Annotated in this window: 19 protein-coding genes and 1 pseudogene; 9 read left to right on the top strand and 11 right to left on the bottom strand. The window is 41.4% G+C overall.

The features are described from left to right. Positions 1 to 169: 169 nt before the first annotated feature. From ACYVIL_RS12600 to ACYVIL_RS12575, 6 genes are all read right to left on the bottom strand, one after another. Positions 170 to 2,566 carry a fatty acid cis/trans isomerase gene (locus tag ACYVIL_RS12600; RefSeq protein WP_460312653.1) on the bottom strand — a complete coding sequence of 799 codons (2,397 nt, stop codon included), beginning with the start codon at positions 2,564 to 2,566 and terminating at the stop codon, positions 170 to 172. A gap of 91 nt (positions 2,567 to 2,657) precedes the next feature. Beyond that, the gene (locus ACYVIL_RS12595) at positions 2,658 to 3,956 is read right to left on the bottom strand and encodes a sensor histidine kinase (protein ID WP_460312652.1); all 1,299 of its coding nucleotides are present in this window, start codon (positions 3,954 to 3,956) and stop codon (positions 2,658 to 2,660) included. Continuing rightward, on the bottom strand, positions 3,953 to 4,639 hold the full coding sequence (locus tag ACYVIL_RS12590; protein WP_303476313.1) for a response regulator transcription factor: 687 nt from the start codon (positions 4,637 to 4,639) through the stop codon (positions 3,953 to 3,955). The genes ACYVIL_RS12595 and ACYVIL_RS12590 overlap by 4 nt, the downstream gene beginning before the upstream one ends. Before the next feature lie 22 nt (positions 4,640 to 4,661). Beyond that, positions 4,662 to 6,092, bottom strand: a complete 1,431-nt coding sequence (locus ACYVIL_RS12585) for an efflux transporter outer membrane subunit (protein ID WP_460312651.1) — start codon at positions 6,090 to 6,092, stop codon at positions 4,662 to 4,664. Then, on the bottom strand, positions 6,085 to 9,267 hold the full coding sequence (locus tag ACYVIL_RS12580) for an efflux RND transporter permease subunit (protein ID WP_460312650.1): 3,183 nt from the start codon (positions 9,265 to 9,267) through the stop codon (positions 6,085 to 6,087). The genes ACYVIL_RS12585 and ACYVIL_RS12580 overlap by 8 nt, the downstream gene beginning before the upstream one ends. Positions 9,268 to 9,270: 3 nt before the next feature. Beyond that, positions 9,271 to 10,464 carry an efflux RND transporter periplasmic adaptor subunit gene (locus ACYVIL_RS12575; protein WP_460312649.1) on the bottom strand — a complete coding sequence of 398 codons (1,194 nt, stop codon included), beginning with the start codon at positions 10,462 to 10,464 and terminating at the stop codon, positions 9,271 to 9,273. 386 nt (positions 10,465 to 10,850) lie between these two features. Here ACYVIL_RS12575 and ACYVIL_RS12570 point away from each other — a divergent pair, with 386 nt between their 5' ends. Beyond that, positions 10,851 to 11,885 (top strand): YHYH protein, encoded by a 1,035-nt coding sequence (locus ACYVIL_RS12570; protein ID WP_460312648.1) that lies wholly within the window; start codon positions 10,851 to 10,853, stop codon positions 11,883 to 11,885. A gap of 61 nt (positions 11,886 to 11,946) precedes the next feature. Here ACYVIL_RS12570 and ACYVIL_RS12565 read toward each other — a convergent pair whose 3' ends face one another. After that, complete coding sequence (locus ACYVIL_RS12565) at positions 11,947 to 12,360, bottom strand: ACT domain-containing protein (protein ID WP_460312647.1); 414 nt, start codon at positions 12,358 to 12,360, stop codon at positions 11,947 to 11,949. 39 nt (positions 12,361 to 12,399) lie between these two features. Further along, positions 12,400 to 12,714, bottom strand: a complete 315-nt coding sequence (locus ACYVIL_RS12560; RefSeq protein WP_460312646.1) for a DMT family transporter — start codon at positions 12,712 to 12,714, stop codon at positions 12,400 to 12,402. Between the two features lie 449 nt (positions 12,715 to 13,163). Between ACYVIL_RS12560 and ACYVIL_RS12555 the strand changes: the two genes are divergently transcribed. From ACYVIL_RS12555 to ACYVIL_RS12545, 3 genes are all read left to right on the top strand, one after another. Beyond that, the gene (locus tag ACYVIL_RS12555) at positions 13,164 to 14,327 is read left to right on the top strand and encodes a M1 family aminopeptidase (protein WP_460312704.1); all 1,164 of its coding nucleotides are present in this window, start codon (positions 13,164 to 13,166) and stop codon (positions 14,325 to 14,327) included. 2 nt (positions 14,328 to 14,329) lie between these two features. Next, positions 14,330 to 14,833, top strand: coding sequence for a DUF6702 family protein (locus tag ACYVIL_RS12550; protein ID WP_460312645.1), 504 nt, complete (start codon positions 14,330 to 14,332; stop codon positions 14,831 to 14,833). 285 nt (positions 14,834 to 15,118) lie between these two features. Continuing rightward, complete coding sequence (locus tag ACYVIL_RS12545) at positions 15,119 to 16,498, top strand: NAD-dependent succinate-semialdehyde dehydrogenase (RefSeq protein ID WP_460312644.1); 1,380 nt, start codon at positions 15,119 to 15,121, stop codon at positions 16,496 to 16,498. Between the two features lie 277 nt (positions 16,499 to 16,775). Here ACYVIL_RS12545 and ACYVIL_RS12540 read toward each other — a convergent pair whose 3' ends face one another. The 3 genes and pseudogenes from ACYVIL_RS12540 to ACYVIL_RS12530 all read right to left on the bottom strand — a co-directional run bounded on the left by ACYVIL_RS12540 (position 16,776) and on the right by ACYVIL_RS12530 (position 19,486). Next, positions 16,776 to 17,321, bottom strand: a complete 546-nt coding sequence (locus ACYVIL_RS12540; protein WP_460312643.1) for a redoxin domain-containing protein — start codon at positions 17,319 to 17,321, stop codon at positions 16,776 to 16,778. Positions 17,322 to 17,620: 299 nt separating this feature from the next. Further along, a pseudogene (locus tag ACYVIL_RS12535) lies at positions 17,621 to 17,959 on the bottom strand (ECF-type sigma factor); the annotation flags it as partial. 318 nt (positions 17,960 to 18,277) lie between these two features. Continuing rightward, the gene (locus ACYVIL_RS12530; protein ID WP_460312642.1) at positions 18,278 to 19,486 is read right to left on the bottom strand and encodes a helix-turn-helix domain-containing protein; all 1,209 of its coding nucleotides are present in this window, start codon (positions 19,484 to 19,486) and stop codon (positions 18,278 to 18,280) included. Positions 19,487 to 19,839: 353 nt separating this feature from the next. Here ACYVIL_RS12530 and ACYVIL_RS12525 point away from each other — a divergent pair, with 353 nt between their 5' ends. The 5 genes from ACYVIL_RS12525 to add all read left to right on the top strand — a co-directional run bounded on the left by ACYVIL_RS12525 (position 19,840) and on the right by add (position 23,911). Further along, positions 19,840 to 20,502, top strand: a complete 663-nt coding sequence (locus ACYVIL_RS12525) for a DUF4386 family protein (RefSeq protein WP_460312641.1) — start codon at positions 19,840 to 19,842, stop codon at positions 20,500 to 20,502. Positions 20,503 to 20,800: 298 nt separating this feature from the next. Then, positions 20,801 to 21,172, top strand: a complete 372-nt coding sequence (folX, locus tag ACYVIL_RS12520) for a dihydroneopterin triphosphate 2'-epimerase (RefSeq protein WP_460312703.1) — start codon at positions 20,801 to 20,803, stop codon at positions 21,170 to 21,172. Positions 21,173 to 21,174: 2 nt separating this feature from the next. Beyond that, positions 21,175 to 21,867: a GTP cyclohydrolase I FolE gene (folE, locus tag ACYVIL_RS12515; protein WP_303476172.1), complete on the top strand. Its 693-nt coding sequence runs from the start codon at positions 21,175 to 21,177 to the stop codon at positions 21,865 to 21,867. Beyond that, positions 21,868 to 22,608, top strand: a complete 741-nt coding sequence (gene folM, locus ACYVIL_RS12510; protein WP_460312640.1) for a dihydromonapterin reductase — start codon at positions 21,868 to 21,870, stop codon at positions 22,606 to 22,608. 295 nt (positions 22,609 to 22,903) lie between these two features. Further along, entirely contained in the window at positions 22,904 to 23,911 is a 1,008-nt protein-coding gene (gene add / locus ACYVIL_RS12505; protein WP_460312639.1) for an adenosine deaminase, read from the top strand. Positions 23,912 to 23,937 lie beyond the last annotated feature (26 nt).

Below are 23,937 nucleotides of genomic sequence, written 5' to 3'. Positions count from 1 at the left end.
CGAGAAAATCCATGGCCTGAAGACCATGCTACAAAACCGAGAAATGCCCCGAGAAAACCCATGGCCTAAAGACCATGCTACAAAACCGAGAAATGCCCCGAGAAATGCCCGAAACAAAAAACAAGAGCCAAGACTCCTTGTACTTTGTCATAGTTTTATCTGATTTAGTCTAACGATTTTCCAACCTGTTGTAGTCTAACCAACCAGCTTCAACAGGATTATCTTGCATGAACAATTGATTTAGTCTGTCACTAAATTGCCAAAAGTCTTTCGAGGTACGGCGCACCGCAAATGTATCAAGAAATGTGGTGTAGTCTTGTTCTGTTTCAATTTGTTGAGCCAATGCAACCATGGATGCCAAATGGATTTCTTTTACTCGCCAAAACGCATCGGGATAACTTCCCAGCAAGCCATGCACTAATGTCACATTGTCATTTTTGGGATCTCGGTTGTCATTTTCAGAAAATAAGCTATTCACATTGAAATGCGCGCTATTACGCACCAGTGTGAAAATTTCCTCGGTTTTGCCATCTGCAGGTTCAACCATAATCATGGTTAACTCAGGCAGAATAGATGCCCCCGTTCCTTTAATATTGCCCAATTGAGCCAGAAGTGCTTGGCTATTAGTAGCCAACTTACTGTTATTTAAATTATAACGCTGTGGTTGCACCTTTTCTAAATGCTTAGCAAAAATACCAAATAGTTCTTTTTTGTGATTTTTGGTTTTGTACTCAATCCCACTTGGCTGGTCAAAAATGTGCACGTTACCTTCAAAAAAAGACGTCAATTCGGGGCCTGATTTTTGATACCAGGCAGCTAATTCTTTGCGGCGACTATCTGGCGGTAAAAAAGCCAAGAAGTTGGTTTCGCCTTCCATGCGTAAAAAGTCCATGTATAACCGCGTCATCAATTGGTGACCATAGTTACCGTACACATCAAAGCCGGCCACAAGTAAATAATGAATACGTTCCAACAACGCGTAATCGATAATCCATGCCGTTTTGGGCGGTTTACCCACTAATCCTTTAATCACAGTGGCATTGTCGAAATGACGAAAGACAGTCAATGTCGCGTTTTTGTTTTCACCATCTCCATCCCAAATATCTTCAGGATTAAAATGATAGCCTTTTTTTAATTCGGTATTCATAAAGCTTTGTCTGGCGCGCATGTAATCACCTTGGCGTGAAGCATACTCAATCCAAGTGACAGCAAAGGCAGTACTCTCTTTTTCTGCAGGTAAGCGCAAATTATTTTTCTGAGTGTCGTAAAATGCATTTATCTCCGCTGAAGCGGCCACTTCAGGTTTCACAAAATACACCCAGAATCTATCGTTTATTACATTCAACGCCACCTGCCCGCGACAAACTGGCCCTTTGATATACCCCATGATGGTATTTTGTGCCCGCTCTAACATAAAACGATAACGGGCATTTACCGGAAGTTGAGCAAAAGCAGTTAACGGATTTGCCGCTACCTGAGGCTGATAACTTGGCATTTCAGTCACCGTATAATCGGCATCTACAAACCATTTTTGCCATTTGTCGGTTAGGGCTTTATGGATTGCATAAGGTTGATGGGTTTTATTGACGATTGTTGAAGTAACGGGGAACAGGCGGTAGTAAACCCGTTCCACCTTAGGATCATCAAAAGGGCGACGACTGGCAATAATTTCGATTGGCTCGCCTGATGGTGTGCGAGAACGAACGATATTAAAGAATTGCGGTTGAACATTGCTTTCGCTTAATTCACTAAAATACAAATGAGTGCTAAACAGATGTTCGTAAATGTAACGGGCACTTAATTGTACTTTTAAACTATCACCGTTCAAAAACGCTTCGAGTTTCTCGACGGCTTGTTGCTCTGCAGCTGAAATAGTTGGAGCAGAAGGCATGTAAGCACCTGCTTCAATCCATTTCATCAAAGTGTTATGTTCTTCATTGCTTAATTCAGGCAGCGCATAAGGCATACCGCCAAAGGCTTGGCTTTGGGCATACCCTTCGAATTCTTGCACTGTTGGACATTGTTGACTGCGATCAATACTCACATCAAAACGCTCATCTAGCAATTTATCGTCTGGTAAGGGATTTTCCTGTTTTAAGGTGAGCATCTTAGCTAGAACTGAAGCTTGCGTGTTCGCTGTTGCGCTCTGTTCACGTTCGTTTAAGACTGGGTAAAACCCCCGCTCTCGCCATTCAGTTGAGTTTTGCCCATCAATGAATAAACGATTGGGCGTGGCAGCAATGAGACGCGAGCCGTGATAGACCTTTTCTTTGTTAGCGCCTCGCTCTATTCCTTCTGGATGGGTCATTTTTAACTGACAAGGGGCATCGTAGCAGGCATGACAAACCACGCAACGAGCATTAATAACAGGTTCAACTTCGCTCTCATAAAACACAGTTGCAGCACTTTCTGGTGAAGATTGTGCAGTCATGGCATGAGTTCTATTTTGCGTGTTTTCTTCGCCATAAAGTCGGTTTAAATCTAGGCTTGCTATGGTCGCACACCCTGAACATACGAGGATGACGCCGATGAACATCTTGATCCATCGTTTCTGTTTATATTGCATATCTGTCCATTGGGGCGAATAGTCTTGCCCTAGATTAATCTATAAAGAGGTGGAATTTTAAAGTAAATTCGTAAACTAAGGGTAATTAGTTTTAGCCACTAAAATCTACCGTCACCTGATACAAGCCTGAAGTACTGGTTTTTTCGTACAACCAATCATGGTTGCTAATAATTTTTTCACTTAACTGCAAGCCAAGTCCATACCCATATCCAAAAGCGACTTTGTCATCATTAGCGTCTACCACCGAAGCATTATTATCACTTGTGGAATTACTATTAATGATAGTAATCCGGCTACCTTGCTGCTTGATATGCACTTCACCCTGTTGAGTATGCTGATAAGCATTTCGAATTAAATTATTGATGACAATATGGCAGGCAACTGCAACAACCTTAACCTTGCTATCGTCGGTTTCCACTTTCAACTCAATCTGTTTACCACTTAACAAATAACTTAGATCACTGCAGGCCTGATTAATTTTCTCACCTAAACTAATGGGCTCATTGGATATGTGTATTTCTTCATTGCGGCTTAACCACAAGAAAGTATCGGTTAAGTTGGTCATAGTAAGACCTGCCCGCTGGATTCTCTCTAAGACTTGTTTCTGCTTTTCACTGGCTGGCATCTTTTCATTTAATCGTTGTAACAAATCCACATTGCTGCGAATGACCGCAACGGGTGTTCGCAGCTCATGACTGGCATAACTGAGGAAACGTTGTTCTCGTTCTAAACTTTGGTGTGCTGACACCAGGCTACTTTGCAGTAAAGAAGCCAATTCATTGAGCTCACTAAAGGTAAAATCTGGGGGAGGCTTTTGGAGGTTACGCTGATCTAAGGACTTCGCCCAATTTTTCAAAGATTTAATAGGCTTAGTAACTTTAAGCATAATTAAAACTAGCAACAATGCAAACAGTAAGATGGCAACAGTCGCTATTGCCAGTGTCCAAATGAGCCGGTTAGTTGGATGAATATCGGAATAAGCGGGTACCAGGTCTTTTTCAAGTAACAATTTTGATATATAACGGTCTTCACCTTTTTGGTTCTGGTAAAGCATCACGAAGTACAAGTTTTTTGGCATGGATAAAAATGTACTTTGATCTTTTATTTTTAGTAGCTCCCCCTCTCTTACGGGACGATTTTTAAATTGTTGTTGAATCATTTCAGGGGTATCTTGCCAACGGCTGGCAATATGAATACCGGCAACGATTTTAGGATGTTGATCTTCAACTTCCGTGTTTTTGGCGAGTTCGCGCATAACTCCTGCTAAGCTTCTATCCAGGCCGTCAACAAAGTAATTGACACTTAAAAAAGAAAAACCAATCACCATTGAAGAGCCAAGCAATACAACACTTAAGAAAAAATGTAGTTTAAGGCTTGGCCTGATTATCACGATTGTTGTCCTTCTTGACTCACTTTAATGGCAAAACCAACACCGGATACAGTCTCCAGTTTTACGTTACTCTGCTCAACATCTAATTGCTTTCTAAGATGATGAACATGTACCTTAAGGCTATTGCTATCGGGTTGTTCATCACCCCAAACTTGCTGAATAAGTTGTTGTCGACTCACCGTTTGCGGACACGCTCGCACCAGTACCTCTAATAACTTAAATGCCATTGGCGAGAGCTTCAAAGTAGTTTGTTTCAAATTTGCCTTATGCTGAGTTAAGTCCAAGCTTAAATCACCGGCAGATAACTTTTTAGCCTCACCACTGCGTCTTTTTGCCAGCACTTGTACCCGTGCCACCAGCTCTTTCATGGCAAAAGGTTTAACTAAATAATCGTCACTACCCGCTGCAAATCCTTGCAATTTATTTTCTAAACTATCCCGCGCGGTTAACATCAAAATGGGAATATCCATGCCTTTTTCCCGCAAAGTACTGCAAAGGGTTAACCCATCCATCTTCGGCATATTGATATCGAGAATTATCATTTGATAGGAGTTACTTTCGATTAAATTCAACCCCATTAATCCATTGCTTGCGTGGTCGCACTCAATAGCTTCAATTTCCAGGTAATCAACAATGGTTGTTGCAAGGTCTATATCATCTTCAACTAATAAAACGTTCATGATTATTAACCCTTACTCATTTACTTTATGAAGCATTATCATCAGCCAAACCGCCACCTAATACTCGATACAAGGTAATACGATTTTCCAAATCCGCTTGTTTCGTTAAAATAAGCGATTGATTAGCTTGATACATGGTTCGCTGGGCTTCTAAAACACTTTGAAAGTTATCAATACCCCCTTTATAGCGAGCAAGGGATAAAACATAGCTACGAGTAGAGGCGAGGACTAAGGATTTTTCACTGTTTAATTGATCTTGAATTGTTGCCCTGCGCGCTAACGCATCTGCCACCTCGGAAAACGCGCTTTGGATTGCGTATTCATAAGCAGCTAGGTATTTCTGATGCTGAGCTTCACTGTAGGCTAAGTTGGCATCATTAGCGCCACCGTCAAAAATAGGCAGGGTAATGCTTGGGGCTAAAGTCCAAATTGAACTTGCGCCGCCGCTAAATATGTCGGCTAACACTGAGCTAGCAAGACCACCGGTTGCCGTTAATGATAAGGTGGGAAAAAACGCGGCTCTGGCAACCCCAATGTTTGCATTGGCCGATTTTAAGGTGTGCTCAGCAGCTAATACATCTGGACGTTGCAATAGCAATGAGGAGGATAAACCAGCGGGCACATCTGCCACTAAGGTTTCGCTGCTTGGCAGTAAATCAGGCAGTAAGTTTTCATCAATTTGTTCACCTACCAGCAAGCGCAGTGCATTCAGATCTTGTTCCACTTGGGTTGTGTAACTCGCAATATCCGAGCGGGCGTTATAGTAAATGGTTTCCGCACTGGCCACATCGATTCTAGAATCAACCCCCATTTCTAAGCGCTTATTGGTTATTTCCATAGCTTTTTCAGCATTACTTGCTGTTTCTTGGGCTAATTTAAGTTGATTCTTATCTGCCGCTAAGGTTAACCAAGCATTAGAAATTTCACCAATTAATGAAATCTTTGCCGCTTTAGCCGTTTCTTGACTCGACAAATAGGCTTCCATTTGGACTTCGCTTAAACTGCGATTTTTGCCAAAAAGATCGATTTCGTAGCTGCTTAAACCTGCTTCTGCTTCGTAAGTTGTGCTAATTGTACCCGACGACGCTTTGGTTCTATTACCACTTAACCCTGCATTGATAGTTGGGTACAAATTCGCGTCCTGGATTCGATAGGTCGCTCGCGCGGCTTCAACATCTGCTAAGGTCTGACGTAGACTTCGATTATTATTCAAAGCCAGCTCAATAATTTGGCTTAAGCGCTGATCTTTGATGAAGCTTTTCCAAGGCAAGTCAATGGCTTGTTGCTCAGACAAGCCTTGGATTTCGCCTTGCGGTGCATTCTCCCAAGTTTCTGCAACAGGAAGATCTGAACGAGAATATTCAGGCCCTAAGGTACTGCAACCTGCTAACACCAATGCACCAGCTATGGGTAGTAATTTTGCGACTCCCGTTTTAGGTAAAGAGAAATTAAACATCGGCTTTCTCCAATTTAGTTTGGTTGTCATTGGCTAAATCATTAGCATCATCGTAAACTGGACGTCTTTTTGGGAAGAAACCACGAATAAGCACGAAAAATAGCGGAACAAAGAAAATACCTAATATCGTAGCGGTAAAGGTGCCACCAACAATACCAGTACCAATTGAGATACGGCTATTCGCACCAGCACCTGATGAAATCGCCAAGGGTATGGTGCCAAATATAAACGCCAGGGATGTCATAATTATCGGTCTTAAGCGCAATTTAGCTGCGTGTACTGCTGAATCTACCAACGACATACCTCGCTGATAAGAAGCCTCTGCAAATTCAACAATCAAAATGGCATTTTTTGAAGCCAATCCAATGGTAGTTACCAACGCAACTTGGAAATAGATATCATTTTCCAAACCTCTAAAAGTCGCGGCAAGTGCAGCACCAATCACACCTAATGGGATCACCATAATAACGGATAATGGCACAGACCAACTTTCGTACAGCGCTGCTAACGCGAGGAATACGACTAAAATCGAAATAGCATATAAATAGCCTGATTGCCCGCTAGATAACTTCTCTTGGTATGACAATCCACTCCAAGCGTAATTTAATTTACCTTGCCCAACTTCTTGAACAAGCCTTTCCATTTCAGCCATAGCTTGACCAGAGCTAACACCGCTGGCAGCAGCACCTTGCAGCTGATAAGACGCAATACCATTAAACCGAGATAAGCTTTGAGGGGCATTTGACCAAGTTGCACTGCTAAATGCAGAGAAAGGTGTCATGGTAGTTTCACCGTCCGCATTGGAACCGCGAACATGCCAGTCGCCCAAATCTTCTGGCTTCGAACGAAATTGAGCATCACTTTCCAAGTAAACCTTTTTCACTCGTCCACCATCAATGAAGTCATTAACATAAGACCCAGCCCATGCTGTTGTTAAGGTGCTGGACACATCAGATAGCGACAAACCAAGGGATGTTGCTTTGCCGTTGTCAATGTCAATTTTCAATTGTGGAGTATCTCCTAGTGCACCTTCACGCACACCTACAAGAAGGCTACTTTGCCGCGCTTGTACTAGCAGTTCATTTTTCAGCTCGGTTAATTCTTCACGAGAGGTACCAGCTGCCGCCTGAACTTCGAAAGTGAATCCATTACTTTGCCCTAAACCTTGAATAACAGGCTGTGACATTGCAAAAACTTGGGCATCACGTATCCCTGATAGATTTTTATTCATACGGTCAATAAGGGCCTCGGCACTTTGATCATCGTTGGGTCGTTCATCCCAAGGTTTTAACGCCACAAACCCCATACCAGCATTTTGCCCACTTCCAGTGAAATTAAAGCCAGCAATTGAGAACATACGAATAACATCTTCACTCTCATTTTCTACTAGATATTGCTCTACCTGTTCAGCTACCGCTTTTGTACGTTTAATTGAAGCACCTGGAGGCAAAACAATTTGGAACATAGTGCTGCCTTGATCTTCTTGCGGTAAGAACCCGGTTGGCAAGCGCACAATAAGTAATGCTAGCGCCACCACAATTCCGCCGTAAACGAGTAGCCAACGGACTTTACGGGTAACCATACTTTGTACTTTTCCGGTGTATGATTCAGTCATTCGATCAAAGGTACGATTGAATTTGGCGAAAAAGCCTTTTCCTTCGGGGTTACGTTCAGATGGCTTTAACATCGTTGCACACAGAGTCGGGCTGAGGGTTAATGCAACGATTACCGATAATGTCATGGAAGAGACAATAGCGATTGAGAATTGCTGATAGATTACCCCTGTTGAACCGCCGAAAAATGCCATGGGTAAGAATACCGCAGATAATACAACTGCAATTCCGATCAGCGCGCCAGTGATCTCCGACATTGACTCTATAGTTGCGTCTCGTGGCGATAAATTCTTTTCATGCATCAAGCGTTCAACGTTTTCAACCACGACTATTGCATCATCCACCAACAAACCAATAGATAACACTATGCCAAACATGGTGAGGGTATTAATTGAAAAACCAAATGCTTGGAGTACGCCAAAGGTCCCTAACAAAACAACAGGAACAGCGATGGCCGGAATTAAGGTGGCTCGCCAATTCTGCAAAAATAGCCACATTACCAAGACAACTAAAATAACCGCTTCAACTAAGGTTTGTACGACTTCACTAATGGATATTTTAATAAAGGCAGTGCTGTCACGGGGGAAAGTCACTTCATAGCCATCAGGTAAATTTACCGATAATTCCGCCACTTTTTCCTTAACTCGAGTAGCAGTGTCCAGTGCGTTAGCGCCAGGAGATAGCATGATAGCGATACCAGACGCAGGGTGGCCGTTCAAACGAGGAATGGCGCTATAGCTTTCACTGCCAATTTCTACTCGCGCCACATCACTTAAGCGTACATTTGCACCGGTAGAATCGTATTTAATGATGATATTGCGGAACTCTTCCGGGGTAGACATCATTGATTGTGCCGTCACTGTGGCATTTAACTCTTGATTTGCTAACGTGGGGACCGCACCGATTTTACCTGCTGGAACCTGCACGTTTTGTGCACTTAAGGCACTGCTGACATCTGATGGCATTAGCTCGTATGCAGCAAGTTTATTTGGGTCTAACCAAATACGCATCGCATATTGAGAACCGAAAACCCTCACATCCCCCACACCTTCAACACGGGCTAATGAGTCTTGTAAATTAGAGGAAATGTAATCGGCTATATCAAAGGCTGTCGCTTGATCTGTTTTGTCGTACAGCGCGGTCACTAAAAGAAAGTCAGTATTCGATTTGGTGACCGTAACCCCCTGATCTTGCACTGATTCTGGAAAACGTGACGTAACTTGTTGTACTTTATTTTGCACCTGTACCTGAGCGTAATCAGCGTCGGTGCCTTCTTCAAAGGTGATATTCACCGATGCACTTCCATCTGAAGTACTCGAAGATGAAAAATACAACAGTCCATCTAAGCCAGTGAGTTGCTGTTCTAATATTTGCGTTACACTATTTTCAACCGTAGTCGCATCGGCACCTATGTAGCTAGTACTTACACTTATTGTAGGTGGTGCCACACTTGGATACTGAGCAACAGGTAAAGAGAAAATAGAGGCAATACCTGTGAGCATAATAATGATTGAGATAACCCATGCAAATACCGGGCGATCGATAAAAAAGCGAGCAAACATTTACTAGACTCCCACTTGTGTAGAGGAAGTATTTTGCTCTTGCTTAACCACGGTTATCATGGTTCCTTGGTCGTTCATTTCAACCTGCACAGGTTTTACTTCACTACCAGGACGTACTTTGCCAGCGCCTTCAACTAAAAGCTTATCATTCTCTGATAGACCGCTTGAAATCAGCCACTTATTTTCAACCGCGTTAATGGTTTCAACCACTCGCTTTTCTACTACATTATTTTCATCAATCACATAGGCATAAGCTTCACCCGAAGCTGAATGATAAATACCTTGTTGAGGCACTAATATAGCGTGCTCATCAACCGCTTCGTTCACTTGAGTTCTTACAAACATTCCGGGTAATAGCAAACCATTTGGATTGGGAAATTCAGCACGAAGCGTCACGGTACCCGTTGACGCATCAACTGACACTTCCTGCATTTTCAACTGGCCTTTGTGGTCATACTCCGAGCCATCTTCTAAAGTAAGTGACACTTCCGTTGAACCTTCTGAAATCCCATTTGAGCCGAGTAATCGACGCAATTTAAGCATCTCTTTACTACTTTTGGTCATGTCGACATAAATAGGGTCTAACTTACGAATAGTGGCTAACTCATCTGTTTGCTGAGCCGTTACTAACGCCCCTTGGGTAACGTTGGAGATGCCGATATGGCCAGATATTGGCGCAGTCACCTTGGTAAACTCAAGGTTAATAGCGGCAGTGGCTAACGCTGCTTCATATTTTTCGATATTGGCTTTGGCTTCCAGATAAGTAGCATGCGCATCGTCAGCATCTTGTTGGGATACACCTTCAAATTTCAACAAACTTGCATAACGCTCATCTTTTAATTTCGCTGTTTCAAGGGCAGCCTTAGCGCTGCTCAAGCTGGCTTTTGCTTCATTGTAAGCGGCTTGATAAGTTGCAGGATCAATTTGATATAACAACTCACCCTGCTCTACGGTATTACCCTCAGTAAACAAACGTTTTTGCACGATACCGCCAACCTGTGGGCGAACTTCAGCAATGGAGGATGCCACCACTCGGCCTTGCATTTTTGTATCAATTTTATGCTCACTTGCGGTGACTGCCACGTAAGAAACTGCCGGAACAGAAACAGATTTTGTAGGTTGGCTTTCTTGCTGGCAACCACTTATTAGCAAAGTTAGTACCGCGAATAGTGCTACTGTGCTGATTGAAGATTTCATAATTAAGCATTCCTAATTAATTACATAAAATAAGATGAAACGAAGCCACTTTATGAATACTCAATGGGGTATCAGTAAAGTGTATTAGTCGATAATTGAGCAAAGCTTAACAATCACAAGGTTAAGGTAGGGTTAACGCTTTCTAGGGTGGCTGAAAACACGTAAATAAATATGTACACTCAAACATCTTTTCAAATTTCCGTCCTGAATATACGTTAGCTAACACATGTGAGCTTTAATCCTGTCTACGCATAATTAAGGGCTCCGGTTCTTTTTATTATTTAAAAAGGCGAGGCTGCATACTATATGCACATTTTTGTTGTAGACTAATTTAATTGTTAGTTAAACAGTCAGCGCAACAGAAACGGGAATATAGGGATTAAATCATGGGACTATCAAATCACTGGACAGTAATGATGGTTGCGGTCTCCTGTGCAATAACTTTGACAGGCTGTAATGACGCTTCTGTTAATAACTCGACGCAAACAAGCAGTGGTAACGGCATCGACCTTTCAATGTTTGCGCAAGGGGCATTTTTAGAAACGCCTACAATAATAGACTGTGAAACATCTCAAGGGACAAAAACCAGGTGTTATAAATTAGTCACCTCGGGGGCGCCAGCGGGTCGCGAGCCTGGTCCTTTTTGCCCGAGAAAAATCACCGATGGTGCAGAAGAAGGCGGAGCGTGGTTTAGTAAAGAAGGAACAGGAGATCTGGTAGATATTACCGGAGAGTTTATTCTAAAGCTGAGTGAGTACTACGGTGACGAAAAATGGATGGTGTACGACGCCGCAACCGGTGATGTACGATACACCGCCACTAAAGAAGCTTGTTTTGGTGCGGCTAAACCTGACGTCGAAGAGGAGTACATGCAAAACTGTATTGAGTGCAAACTCGAATATCTTGACGAAGACTTTTCAGTCACCTATCTGATCCCCACTCAACCTATCCCAAGCACAGAAACAGGGCGCGTTCACACAGTTGGAATTGCATTAGATGGCTCTGAATTATCAGGTCCAGCCCCTATTAATGCTATCTTAGGCGCGTACACCATAGCGGCATTTGATGACTGTGGCGGGCATATTAATGCTCATCAAGGATATCATTATCACTCAACAACTGGCTGTACTGATACTCCCGATAAAACCGATGATGGTCACGCGCCTTTAATTGGATATGCATCAGATGGTTATGGCATTTATGCGATGCGAGATGCACAAGGCAAGGAAGCAGAGCCTCTTGATGAGTGCCGAGGTCAGAGCGACGACGTTAGAGGCTATCACTACCACGCAGCCAGCCCCAGTGAAAATATGTTCATTGGCTGTTTACACGGCGAGTCCATTCGGCCCGCTGGCGGCCCACCAGGCGGACCCGGCGGTGCAGGCGGGCCTCCAAATGGCCCACCACCCCACGGAAAATAACTCAAGATTAACGATTAGGCCAAGGCACAACTCAATAGGCTAGTTACAGCAACTAATCTGATTAATTTACTAGCCCATTTTCGGCCAGGGTACATAAATCGGCAATGGCTCGATTTGCATCTGCCACTTTAACGAAAATGTGATCGTGGTAATACCCGGCAACGACGTTTGCACTGATGTTTGATTGAGTAAGTGTTGTGGATATTGCGGCGGTTAAACCAACGGCATCAAGACTTGAATGTACATTTAAGGTTATACACTTAAATACGCCTGAATAAGGGATTTCGTGCTTGTCGGCCATACATTTTTCAATAATCACCGACATACCTTCTCTTTCTAGAAAAGTACCAATGGGATTCAATGGCTCCAGTCGTTGATAATCACAATTTTCAAAGGTTGCAAACACGTACTCCTGGGGCAACAAAACAGGCTCCATTGAAGCGATGAGTTTGGCTAACTCTTTTTCACCAGACATAAAACTCTCACTTTTTTATATTAATTTTCTATTCCGATATTAACTAGTCAACTTCAAACCAATCACTCCCAATGCAATGATAGCTAAATAGATTAATTGTTTGATAGAAAGACTTTGTGCGAAGAAGTAATGATTAATAATGGAAATACTAGATGCACCTACAGCCAACCAAACAAGGTATGCATGACTAATGGGAATATCTTTTATGGCAATGGAAAATAGCAATAGACTCAGTGCCATAGATAACACCGCAAGTAATACGTAGGAAATATGTGTAAAAGACTCAGATTTTTGAATACCGACTAACCAGCCAGCTTCTAAAAACCCTGCAATGATAAGAATAAACCAAGACATAAATACGCTCTTATTATGTTGGGGTCGTCCCCGTAAATAAAGAAGAGCGGTGAGGTCGTCCCCACATCAAGTGTGCAAAATGCATCCTAACAAGCGCTAATTTAAAAAGCAATTCCACATCTTTGAAAAATAAAATACTCATACAATTCAGATATATAAAGTCTGACAACTCGCGATCTTCATATTTTTTTCACTTTTTTGATGGTTTTTTATACTGCTTTACGCTTCTTACATTAAAGTAGCTGGCATCTCCTTACGAGTCACCGAGCAAATCAACACGGCGGCAACGATAATATTTCGGCAGTATTAATTGCTAAGGCTCTGAGCAATCAACTCAGCTAACTTTAGAGTATTTCAAAATTCCCCAAATTTTTGGTAGAATCAAGCCGCTGCTGGCTGTAATCATATTTATACATTTTAGGTCTTAGTAGCAAAAATAATATTATGTTATAACATTTCTTTTAACATCCCATCGTTGTAAGCTTAATTTAATTGGCGTAGTAATTCATGAAATTGGCCACATATATTTTCCTATGGTGGTTAATTCTGACGAACGTCAATGGACCTGGATGGACGAAGGCTTAAACAGCTTTTTAGACGGAGTAGCCGGTCGTGAGTGGGATCCCAGTATTCCTTGGGGAGTTGAACCAAGGGATGTGGTGGATTACATGAAATCATCAACCCAGGTCCCGATTATGACCCAATCGGACAGCGTGTTACGTTTAGGTCCAAATGCCTATACTAAGCCTGCTGCGGCCTTAAATATTCTACGGGAAACCATCCTGGGTCGGGAATTATTTGACTTTGCGTTTAAAGAATATGCACAGCGTTGGAAATATAAACGCCCTACGCCTTCAGATTTTTTCCGCACCATGGAAGAGGCCTCAGGGGTGGACTTAGATTGGTTTTGGCGGGGTTGGTTTTACAGTACCGACCATGTAGATATCTCCATCGATAAAATTTATAAGCTGCGCTTAGACACCCATGATCCTGATATCGATTTTGACCGCCAACGTCAAGAAGAGCTTGATAAACCAGTGTCACTCACTGACAAACGTAACAAAGCTGAAGGGCGAAAACTTTGGATAGAACGCTTCCCTGATATCACCGATTTCTATGACGAAAACGATCGTTTTACGGTGACGAATAAAGAGCGCAATGCCTATCAGAAGTTCCTAAGCAAACTCAAACCTTGGGAAAAAGTAGCCCTAGAGCGCGCAGTGGAAGAAGATAAAAACTACTATGTGCTGGATTTTTCAAATAAAGGTGGCCTGGTCATGCCCATTATATTGGAACTCACCTTTGCCGATGGCAGTGTTGAAAACCAGTATATTCCGGCAGAAATCTGGCGTCGAACGCCGAAAGCTGTTAGCAAACTCATTATCACCGACAAAAATAAAGAGCTAGTTAGCGTTACCGTTGACCCTCACTGGGAAACTGCAGATGTGGATGTCAGTAACAACCATTATCCGCGAAAAATTATTCCATCGCGGATTGAAGCCTATAAAACCAAAAAGCGCAGTGGCAAGGTTTATCGAGACATTATGCATGACATAAAAACCGAGGTAAAAACCTATGATGCAGATGATATTGAAGAAGACGACAATAACTAATCATGGGTAATTTCATCAAACTAATAATAGGGGCGCTGTTATTTACAGCGTTTTCCTTAAGCGCTCACCAACAAAAAACGTCGATTAGCACAGTATTGTTTAATCCTCGCACTGAGAATATCGAAATCATGCATCGCTTCAGGGTTCATGATGCCGAACACGCAGTAAAAGAAATATTCGGTAAAGATGCGGATATACTCGATTCAAAAAATACGCAAAATGAATTTAGCAATTATGTGAGTAAGCGATTTAAGTTATTCGATAGTCAGCAGCAGGCTTTGCCATTAAAAGTAGTAGGCCATGAAATAGAAGGGAAGTTTTTCTGGGTGTATCAGGAAACTACCCAACCGGCTAAATTGGAGAACTTGAGCATACGTCATGATGCGTTGCGAGATTTATGGCCTCAGCAAGTCAACACCATAAATGTTGAAGGTAAAGGTGAGTTACAAACCTTAACCTTTGCAGACTCAGTGGAATTATTAAAGGTGTCATTCCATAACCATTGAGACCCGCAGTCATTTAATATGGTAACTAACTTGATAGTGTCTTAACCCAGCCATTTAACCTTTCTAAAAGCCTGTAAAAGCAATTTTACAGGCTTTTTATATCCTTCTGTAACATTCACAATAATAAATTCAGGCTGTGAATATTTTTCAAAATTATTTAACCGAATTCATAGAGCCTAGATAATAAAATAGAAATTATCACTATATTTCAATCACTTAAAAATATAGCCAAGTTGGTAAAGGTTTTGCACCTCTTGTTCCGTTGAACTAAAAAGAGGAAATATCATGTCGAACACCGTAAAAACGATCAATCCCTATACAGAACAGGTAGTTGACGAGTTCCAACTTTTGAACTTAGAAGAAGCAAATGTTGCTGTAGACAAAAGTCACCAAGCATTTTTATCGTGGAGGAAGATGCCTAAAGATAAACGTGCCGAGTTGGTATTAAATTTAGCCTCCATCATTCGTGAAAATGAATCTGATATACTCAAGTTAATGATCTCAGAAATGGGAAAAGTGAAAGCCCAAGGCGCTCAAGAAATAGAACTTTGTGCAGGCATTTGTGAATACACAGCAACAGAAGCCATAAAGGCACTTGATGACGAAGAACGGGAAATAGACGGTGGTAAAGCAATCATCAGCTATCAACCTATTGGGGTTATTTTAGGTATTCAGCCCTGGAATTTCCCACTTTATCAAGTAATTAGATACAGTATCACCAACATTATGGCCGGCAACACAACCGTAATGAAGCACGCTTCCAATGTGTTTGGTATGGCCGTTAAACTACAAGAAATGTTCGAACAAGCAGGATTCCCTGAACACGTATACCAGTCATTACTCATCAAAGGCTCAACTGCAACCGAACTAATTTCTCACGACAAAATACGTGGCGTAACCTTTACGGGCAGTGACAGCGTAGGTAAAAAAGTTGCTGAGACAGCAGGAAAATACGCAAAGAAAACGGTTCTAGAATTAGGTAGCAACGATGCGTTTATCGTCCTTGATGACGCCAATATTAAAACCGCTGTAGAGGCTTGCGTAAAAGGTCGCATGATTAATAACGGTGAAACCTGTGTGGCAGCCAAGCGATTTGTCGTCACCGCAGCAAAATATGATGAATTCAAGGAAGCCTTTGTGGCGCAAATCGAAAGTATGAAAATGGGTGATCCCAACAACCAAAATACGGATTTAGGTCCCATGGCCAGAGAAGACTTACGTGACGAGTTACATGAGCAAGTCAAAGAGTCTATTGATAAAGGAGCAGTGGCGCTTGTGGGTTGTGAAATTCCAGATAAAACAGGCTATTTTTACCCACCTTCAGTTCTTGAAAATGTGCAATCAGGTATGCCCGCATACGACGACGAACTATTCGGACCCGTGGCTGCGCTGATAAAAGTTAAAGACAATGAAGAAGCAATAAAGGTAGCAAATGATTCTAGATATGGATTAGGTGGTGGCATCTTCTCAGCAGATGAAGAAAAAGCAGTGAAAATGGCCATTGAAGAGTTTGATACCGGAATGGTAAATATTAATGGTTACGGTTTAGCACAGCCTAATTTACCCTTTGGAGGCGTTAAATCCAGTGGTTATGGCAGAGAACATGGTGGCTTTGGTATAACTGAATTTGTAAATATTAAATCCGTTATGATTAATCAAGAATAGAATATGGTTAACTGGAGATAAGTCTCAATATTTACCCGTTGAATTGTCCGCAAAGAGTCGATGTAACATCGACTCTTTTTTTATGTGTGTGTGGTAAGTTTTCATCATTAGTTACAGCGATAGCCGTTAACGTTGCCCCCCATAACAATGGAATTGTTTGGGGAAATGGATTGGTTTAAGTAGAGTTTAACTGCTTAAAAAGGGGAAAGTGAATAGGATTTATAGGAGGTCGGCAACTTGTAATTGCCGACCAGATCAAAAGCCAGATAGCTAAACGCTAGTTTTGGTGAGTACCACGGACTGGGTAGTCATTTTCGAAAGCAAACTCAATTCCATTCACGAGTTGTTCAAGATCCGGGCGAATGAAAGGTGCATTGGCAATTTCGATCATGACAGTGTCACCTTCAGGGTTTACTAGAAACAAACCGGGTTCAGGGAATGGGTGGTCGGTTTCAGAATCACTCATGGGGTCGGAAATATATAATCCTAAGGCGTTCATTTGCGTTAGGGTTAAGCCCGTGAGTACAGGAAAGTTAGTGTCTAAACCTTTATCAATCATTTTATTTAATTGTTCTGGTGTGTCTGCTGAAATGGCAACAATGTCGATTTTCAAATTGTTTAGTTTTTCAGTGTATTCGGTCATCTTATTCAAATACTTCAAACAGATAGGGCAGTGATAGCCACGATAAACGACGACTAATGACCACCTGTCAGTGGCACTAGCACTGTGAGCCGCCTCAGAAAGGTTGGCGAGATTGCCCTTCGAGTCGCTAATTTGTATTTTCGGAAATTTTTCTCCTGCTAAAAGCTTGTTGTTTTTCATTGATTATCTCCATTTAATTTACGGCGCGTTAGTTTTGACGCCCAATTAACTTAAGTTGTTTGCTTGTCTGATTGATTTCAAACAGATTTTGCACATTCAAACTTGTTCAATAGAAATAGGTGCAAGATACTTACCAACCACCTAAACCACTGTTTTTGATAAATATTATTCAATTACCGTTACTTGGCAGGAGAAGTTGAGACTTAAAGTGTGCAAGAATTGCAAAAACCATTGAATGGAATGCAATGTGTTGTGAAAATTGTAGTGAGGCTGAATCTGTTTTAGGGTTATTTAGCCGTTTAGGCCATCTCTTTATAAATCCATGCCTTTGAGAACTTCAATTCCCGCTCTACCGTTCTCACAGAGAGTGCGTATATCTCTGCAATTTGTTTAATGTTTAAACCAACAAATGTTTCTAATTCAAGCATCTTGGCTTTTCGATTATCCAGCTTCACTAGCTTTTCAAGGGCTGAATTTAAGGAAAGAAATTGCGAAACATCCTGTTTGTTACTTAATAGCTCGGTATTGAGGGTAACTTTCATACCATTGGCACCGCGTTTTAAGCGACTAATGCTACGGGCGTGATCAACTAAAATGCGGCGCATGGTTCTACTTGCCAAACTATAAAAATGTTGTCCATCGGCAAAGCTAACAAGTGTTCATTTTATATACAAAGTAAACGATAAGCCTGAAATATTCAACCGCCACTAATTTGCGCTTTACAACCACCTATTCTGCACATTAACGGGGTGCCTCACACATCAAAACCCTATCCCTTTGAATACCACGCTAAACTGCTAACTTACTGATATAACTGAAAATAAAAAAGCGCAGGGATTCAATCTAACGCCTTTGTATTAGTTTCTTTGCTGCCTCGTACCACTGTTTACATTCATGTATACGACCAATGTAAATTTTATTGGTTTGATGGGCGCAGTTAACACTTTTTAATGTGATCAAGCCTGTACCTTATTTAACTTAACTTGTTTTCGGTATTGGCTTGGCGTTTGTCCGGTTTCTTTTTTAAATGCAGTATAGAAAGACGATTTCGCGTTAAAACCGACACACATAGCAATATCTAACACGGTATCATTACTTTGTTCTAACATGCGTTTAGCGGCATCTACACGGTACTTGTTTACATAATCAAAAAAATTCATTCCCAGTGTTTCATTCAGTGTTTGTGAAATGTAATTAGGTGACGTAAAAATATGCTTGGCCAGCTTTTGCATGGACAATGATGCATCTAAATAGATTTTGCCTTCATGCATTGCTTTTTCTATTTTTGCTGCAATCAGTGTGGATTGTTGCTCATCTAATGCTGAACGTTGATATTTACGCTGCTGGTTATTTTCTTGTTCAAGCACTTCTCTAATATCATCTTTGCTTTCATACAGCTCTTCAAAGCCTGGTTTTTGTCTAAGCCCCCAAATTGCGACACTCCAGAGCATCACGAATATTACTGCATTCGCCCAAACAGGATCGATCTTAATGGAGTAAAATAGATTATCTAGCACAATATAAACCGCCGCAGCTACCCAAACTGTTCCTACCGCAAATAATAACCAGCTTAGCCATTTAATTTCTTTCGACTCGGTACTAGCAAATAAGTCTTTTAAGTGCTGACGATATGTATTAAGCCTTTGAATAATTTTGTAAAAGTAAAATCCCGATTGTAATACCCAGCCCAGTATTAAGATAAAAGTGATAATAAGCATTCCGTAGATTAAGTAGCGCAATAGGATGGGGGAGCGGGTAAGAACACTATCATCTCCTTCAACTAATAAGGCACTAATAATGTCGGCAGGTATTATTATTGTCAGTAGCGCAATCAACATGCCCAAGGCTGCGGGCATAAAATGAGGTAATGATTTTCGGCTAAAACGCCATGGTTTTTCAGAAGTGAGTCCTTGAACATAAAACCAAAAACAAGGACTGATAAGCAACATTGCAGGCAGCGCAAGGATCAGCAATGCGTTTTGTAACGCTGGGAAAAAAACAGCTAAGGTTGGCTGGCACATTATCACCGCAATGGCGATAAAACAGATAGCTAATGGTAAATATGTTTGCCGTTCAAAAGAGCGTAAAACCAGTAAATTCGCACTAAAAGCAATGACTATTAAGGAGGAAACATTAAGTGCGAGTAACACTGAATTCTCTATCACAATAAAACCTCGATCACCATGCAAATCAGAAAGTACGAGGGTTTCCAAGCATTATACAAACGTCCGCCCCTATAGGATAAAGCGTATAGATAGTCCGAGACAACAAGCTCGGACGACATTACTTAAGGCATTCTACATAATTCTCATATTCTTAACTAGTTGGTAACAGAGCATATAAAAAGCCAGCCAAGGGTAGAACACAATGCAAACTTGTAGATAGCGTTTTCTATTACACATTGCTTGGACTTCGCTTTAGTGGCATATATTAAACCTTTGCCCGCTCACTTGAATTTAACGACGCACCAGTTTTATCTGGCTAATAAATTTAATATTAATCAATAGGGAGAACATTAATGAGTAGAATGCAAAAAAGTGGCGGCATCGCGGCATTGGGAGAAGCACTAATATATATAATAATGTTTGTATTTTATGGGGCTTATTTTAGTTATCCGAGTAATTCAACTGTTGAAGAAAAGCTCATTTACTTGTCTCAAAACCAGCTGCCTTTATCATTGATGAATTTCATCGGATATATATTGTTTGGCATCTTATTGGTGGTGGTTGTTCAATCACTTCACGCCAGACTAAAGGTACATTCGCAAACATTGACGCAAACGGCAAGCATATTTGGACTTATCTGGGTCGGTATTATTATTGCCGCAGGAATGGTGGCAAACATAGGGTTACAGACAGTTATTGGCCTTTCCGTTACAGAGCCTGAGCAGGCTCGAGCCGTATGGCTTTCAGTAAGTGTTGTTCAAGAATCTCTTGGCGGCGGCATTGAAATAGTCGGCGCAATATGGATGATTCTTATATCTATCATCGCCATAAAAGCTAAATGCTTGCCAAATGGACTCAACTATATTGGTGCAATTGTCGGTCTGGTTGGGGTCTTCACCATCTATCCAGCAGATGTGTTCAAGGAAATTTTTGGTGTAGGTCAAATAGTCTGGTTTTCCTGGTTAGGGATATGTTTGCTTCGCTCTAACGCCGAAGAAAAGCAAAATTGCCCGTAATGGACCTTGACCTATTCGCTATTCGTTTCAAGCAAAACCAGAAATAAGATTTAATCATTCATGTAAGAAGGCCATCTCCATGGCCTTTTTTCACGGAGTCATTGCTGACCAACTTTGATAGTGGCTTTGACTGCTTCATGCCTAACATGCTGTTAGAGCTTTTTATTTGAACCAAAACAACACATAAGGCGTACAACTGACTAATATCAACATAGTGTAGAGATGCTTAATGAATGCTCCTGCTTTCGCTTTAGACAATAACTCTGTTAGTCAGTTGTCAAAACAAACTGTTACAAAGATGAATGCTATCATCGAGATCACCAATTTAAGGCTCAGAACTTTTATTGGCTTCAATGACGACGAAAAAAACAAACAACAAGACATAGTGATTAATGCTCAAATCCACTACCCCCTTAGCAGCGGGTGTTTAGAAGATCAGGTATCCGATGCCCTGAATTACAAAACCATCACCAAAGCTATTATCAAGCATGTTGAATCTGGAAGGTTTTTGTTGCTAGAAAAGTTAGTGGCCGATGTGCTTGGAATTTGTAGTCAGCATCAAGATGTTGTGTATGCGAAAGTCAAAATAGACAAGCCTCATGCCCTGCGCTTTGCCGATTCGGTATCTCTATCACTCGACTATCACAACAACTTTACTCAGGAGAAATAATTATGTCATCACAATCTGCCACTTTGAGTATCGCCAGTGAAAATAAGTCGTCTCAACCCATTAGCCAAGAAGCATTAATGGTTAGAAATGCGCTGATTAAGCGTGGTTTAGAAACCCCTATGCTCGATAATCAGCTAAGTGATCAGCAAAAATACGCCAAAATTAAAGCCAGCTTTACCGATATAGTCAGTACACTTGGTTTAGATTTAAACGATGATAGCCTGTGCGAAACGCCCCATCGCCTCGCTAAAATGTATGTTAACGAGATATTTTCTGGCCTGGATTACAAGTCGTTCCCTAAAGTTACCGCCATCGAAAATAAAATGCATGTGGATGAAATGGTCAAAGTAGACAACATCAGTCTGATCAGTACCTGTGAACACCACTTTGTCACAATAGATGGTACAGCTCGCGTAGCCTATATCCCCAACGATAGCATTATTGGTTTATCCAAAATAAACCGCATAGTGCGGTTCTTTGCTCAACGCCCACAAGTACAAGAACGCTTAACCCAGCAAATTTTAGTGGCATTGCAAACTCTACTGAATACCGAAAATGTAGCAGTTTCAATTGATGCTACCCATTATTGTGTAAAGTCTCGTGGGGTAATGGATGCTAATTCTCATACCTCCACCACGGCCTTAGGTGGCAGTTTTAAAGATAATGCCATTACTCGGCAAGAGTTCTTAAGGTAAATGCTAACCGTTATAATAACAGGCGTGGGTCAGCGCCTTGGGTTGTGCTTAGCCGAGTACTTTTTAGCCAAAAAATATAAGGTTATTGGTACCTATCGGACCCCCCGAGCATCTATCGATATTTTGCAGGCAAAGGGGGCTGAACTCTATCAAGTAGACTTTTACCAGCAACAGCAGATCCAGCAGTTTATTGACTCTGTGAAGAGCAAGCATGCTGCTATCGACTGCTTAATTCACAATGCATCTGATTGGCACGATGATAAAGATGATTTAGCATTTGCTGACTATCATGCTATTTTTTCGAACATGATGACTATTCATGCTGAAGTGCCTTACTTGCTTAATTTAGCCTTTAAACAACAATTTAGGGCTAGTAAGTCGGGAGCCGCTGACCAGCCGCAAGTGCAATACAGTGATATTATTCACATTAGTGATTATGTTGCCTTTAAAGGTAGTAAAAAACACATGGCTTATGCCGCCAGTAAAGCGGCGTTGGAAAACTTAACCTTGTCTTTTGCCCAGCGTTATAGTCCTCAGATCAAAGTCAATTCCATTGCTCCAGCCTTATTAGCATTTAACGAGCACGACGACGAAAGTTACAAGATAAAGGCACGGAATAAATCTTTGCTACAAACCGAAGGCTCATTCCAGGAAGTGCTAAACACAGTAGAATGGTTAATGGCAAGTCATTACATTACCGGCCGCACCATTCATCTCGACGGCGGACGGCACTTAAAATAACCCGTAATAACAATGACGGAACTAGCGGCGTAAACCTTGAGTCGTAAGCAGTAAACAACCTTCTAAGAAACTATCTGGATTGAGGCTAGCTTGCACAGTGAATAACTTGTACTGAGCGTTACCTGCACTGAATAAGTGCGACTGAGGGGCTAAAAGTTCTTTGCAACCGAGTTTTCAGTGCAATTTGTGTTTTAGTTTTAAGCATAGCCATTAAAATAAGGTGTGAGCTACAGGTATTAAATTTGCTTAACTACACGAACATAAACAAAAATAAACAAATGTTGAGTAAGTTATTATGCAGACTTTTATTGAAAACATCCCTAAAGCAGAGTTACACGTCCACCTTGAAGGCACCCTTGAACCAGAGTTGAGTTTTAGCTTAGCTAAGAAAAATAGCGTAACCTTAGCGTACGATACGCCAGAAGCGCTGGTCGCTGCTTATGATTTTCATGATTTACCCTCGTTTTTATCCATTTATTATGCCGGCATGAGCGTACTGATAGACGAAGACGACTTTTATCAATTAACTTATGCTTATTTAAGCAAAGCCCGTAGCCAAGAAATTGTGTATGCAGAACTATTCTTTGACCCTCAAGCTCACACAACCCGAGGGGTTGACTTTGAGACAGTCATCACCGGCATACACAAAGCACAACTTGACGCTGAAAAAAACTTAGGCATTAAAAGTCAGCTGATTTTATGTTTTTTGCGAGACATGAGTGCAGAGTCGGCTATGCAACATCTAACCTTAGCTGAACCCTATTTAGACTGGCTAGTGGGAGTGGGTCTTGATTCCGATGAAAGAAATAACCCGCCGATCAAGTTTGCAGAGGTGTTTGCTAAAGCCAAAACTATGGGCTTAAAATTGACCATGCATTGTGATGTCAATCAACTCAACACCCAAACACATATAGAGCAGTGTTTAAATACCATTGAAGTTGATCGCATTGATCATGGTATTAATTCCCTAGAAAGTGACGAGCTGTGTCAGCTTATAAAAGACAAAGAGTTAGGACTGACAGTATGTCCAGTTTCAAACCGATTTGTGGTGCAATCCCTCACATCTGATGAAATACACAGCATGTTAGAAAAAGAAATGCTAGTGACGATCAACTCCGATGACCCTGCTTACTTTAGGGCTTACCTAAACGAAAACTTCCTTGAATTACAAAAAGAAGGTCAGTTTAGTCAAGCTCAGATTACCACAATGGTAGAAAACGCCTTCAAGGTCGCTTGGTTAGATGACGAGACAAAGAATGGCTACTTACAACAAATTGAAAGCTATACTGAACAGCATCAATAGGGATAAAAAAAACCGCCGAAGCGGGT

Source organism: Aliiglaciecola aliphaticivorans, from assembly GCF_054782055.1.
The sequence above is the reverse complement of the archived record's forward strand: the minus strand, read 5'-3'. Positions and strand labels throughout refer to the sequence as shown.

Coding starts and splice junctions, on each gene's coding strand:
- ACYVIL_RS12600 (WP_460312653.1), bottom strand. CDS start 2,566: ATGCAATATAAACAGAAACGATGGATCAAGATGTTCATCGGCGTCATC.
- ACYVIL_RS12585 (WP_460312651.1), bottom strand. CDS start 6,092: ATGTTTAATTTCTCTTTACCTAAAACGGGAGTCGCAAAATTACTACCC.
- ACYVIL_RS12580 (WP_460312650.1), bottom strand. CDS start 9,267: ATGTTTGCTCGCTTTTTTATCGATCGCCCGGTATTTGCATGGGTTATC.
- ACYVIL_RS12575 (WP_460312649.1), bottom strand. CDS start 10,464: ATGAAATCTTCAATCAGCACAGTAGCACTATTCGCGGTACTAACTTTG.
- ACYVIL_RS12570 (WP_460312648.1), top strand. CDS start 10,851: ATGGGACTATCAAATCACTGGACAGTAATGATGGTTGCGGTCTCCTGT.
- ACYVIL_RS12565 (WP_460312647.1), bottom strand. CDS start 12,360: ATGTCTGGTGAAAAAGAGTTAGCCAAACTCATCGCTTCAATGGAGCCT.
- ACYVIL_RS12560 (WP_460312646.1), bottom strand. CDS start 12,714: ATGTCTTGGTTTATTCTTATCATTGCAGGGTTTTTAGAAGCTGGCTGG.
- ACYVIL_RS12550 (WP_460312645.1), top strand. CDS start 14,330: ATGGGTAATTTCATCAAACTAATAATAGGGGCGCTGTTATTTACAGCG.
- ACYVIL_RS12545 (WP_460312644.1), top strand. CDS start 15,119: ATGTCGAACACCGTAAAAACGATCAATCCCTATACAGAACAGGTAGTT.
- ACYVIL_RS12540 (WP_460312643.1), bottom strand. CDS start 17,321: ATGAAAAACAACAAGCTTTTAGCAGGAGAAAAATTTCCGAAAATACAA.
- ACYVIL_RS12525 (WP_460312641.1), top strand. CDS start 19,840: ATGAGTAGAATGCAAAAAAGTGGCGGCATCGCGGCATTGGGAGAAGCA.
- folX (WP_460312703.1), top strand. CDS start 20,801: ATGAATGCTATCATCGAGATCACCAATTTAAGGCTCAGAACTTTTATT.
- folE (WP_303476172.1), top strand. CDS start 21,175: ATGTCATCACAATCTGCCACTTTGAGTATCGCCAGTGAAAATAAGTCG.
- folM (WP_460312640.1), top strand. CDS start 21,868: ATGCTAACCGTTATAATAACAGGCGTGGGTCAGCGCCTTGGGTTGTGC.
- add (WP_460312639.1), top strand. CDS start 22,904: ATGCAGACTTTTATTGAAAACATCCCTAAAGCAGAGTTACACGTCCAC.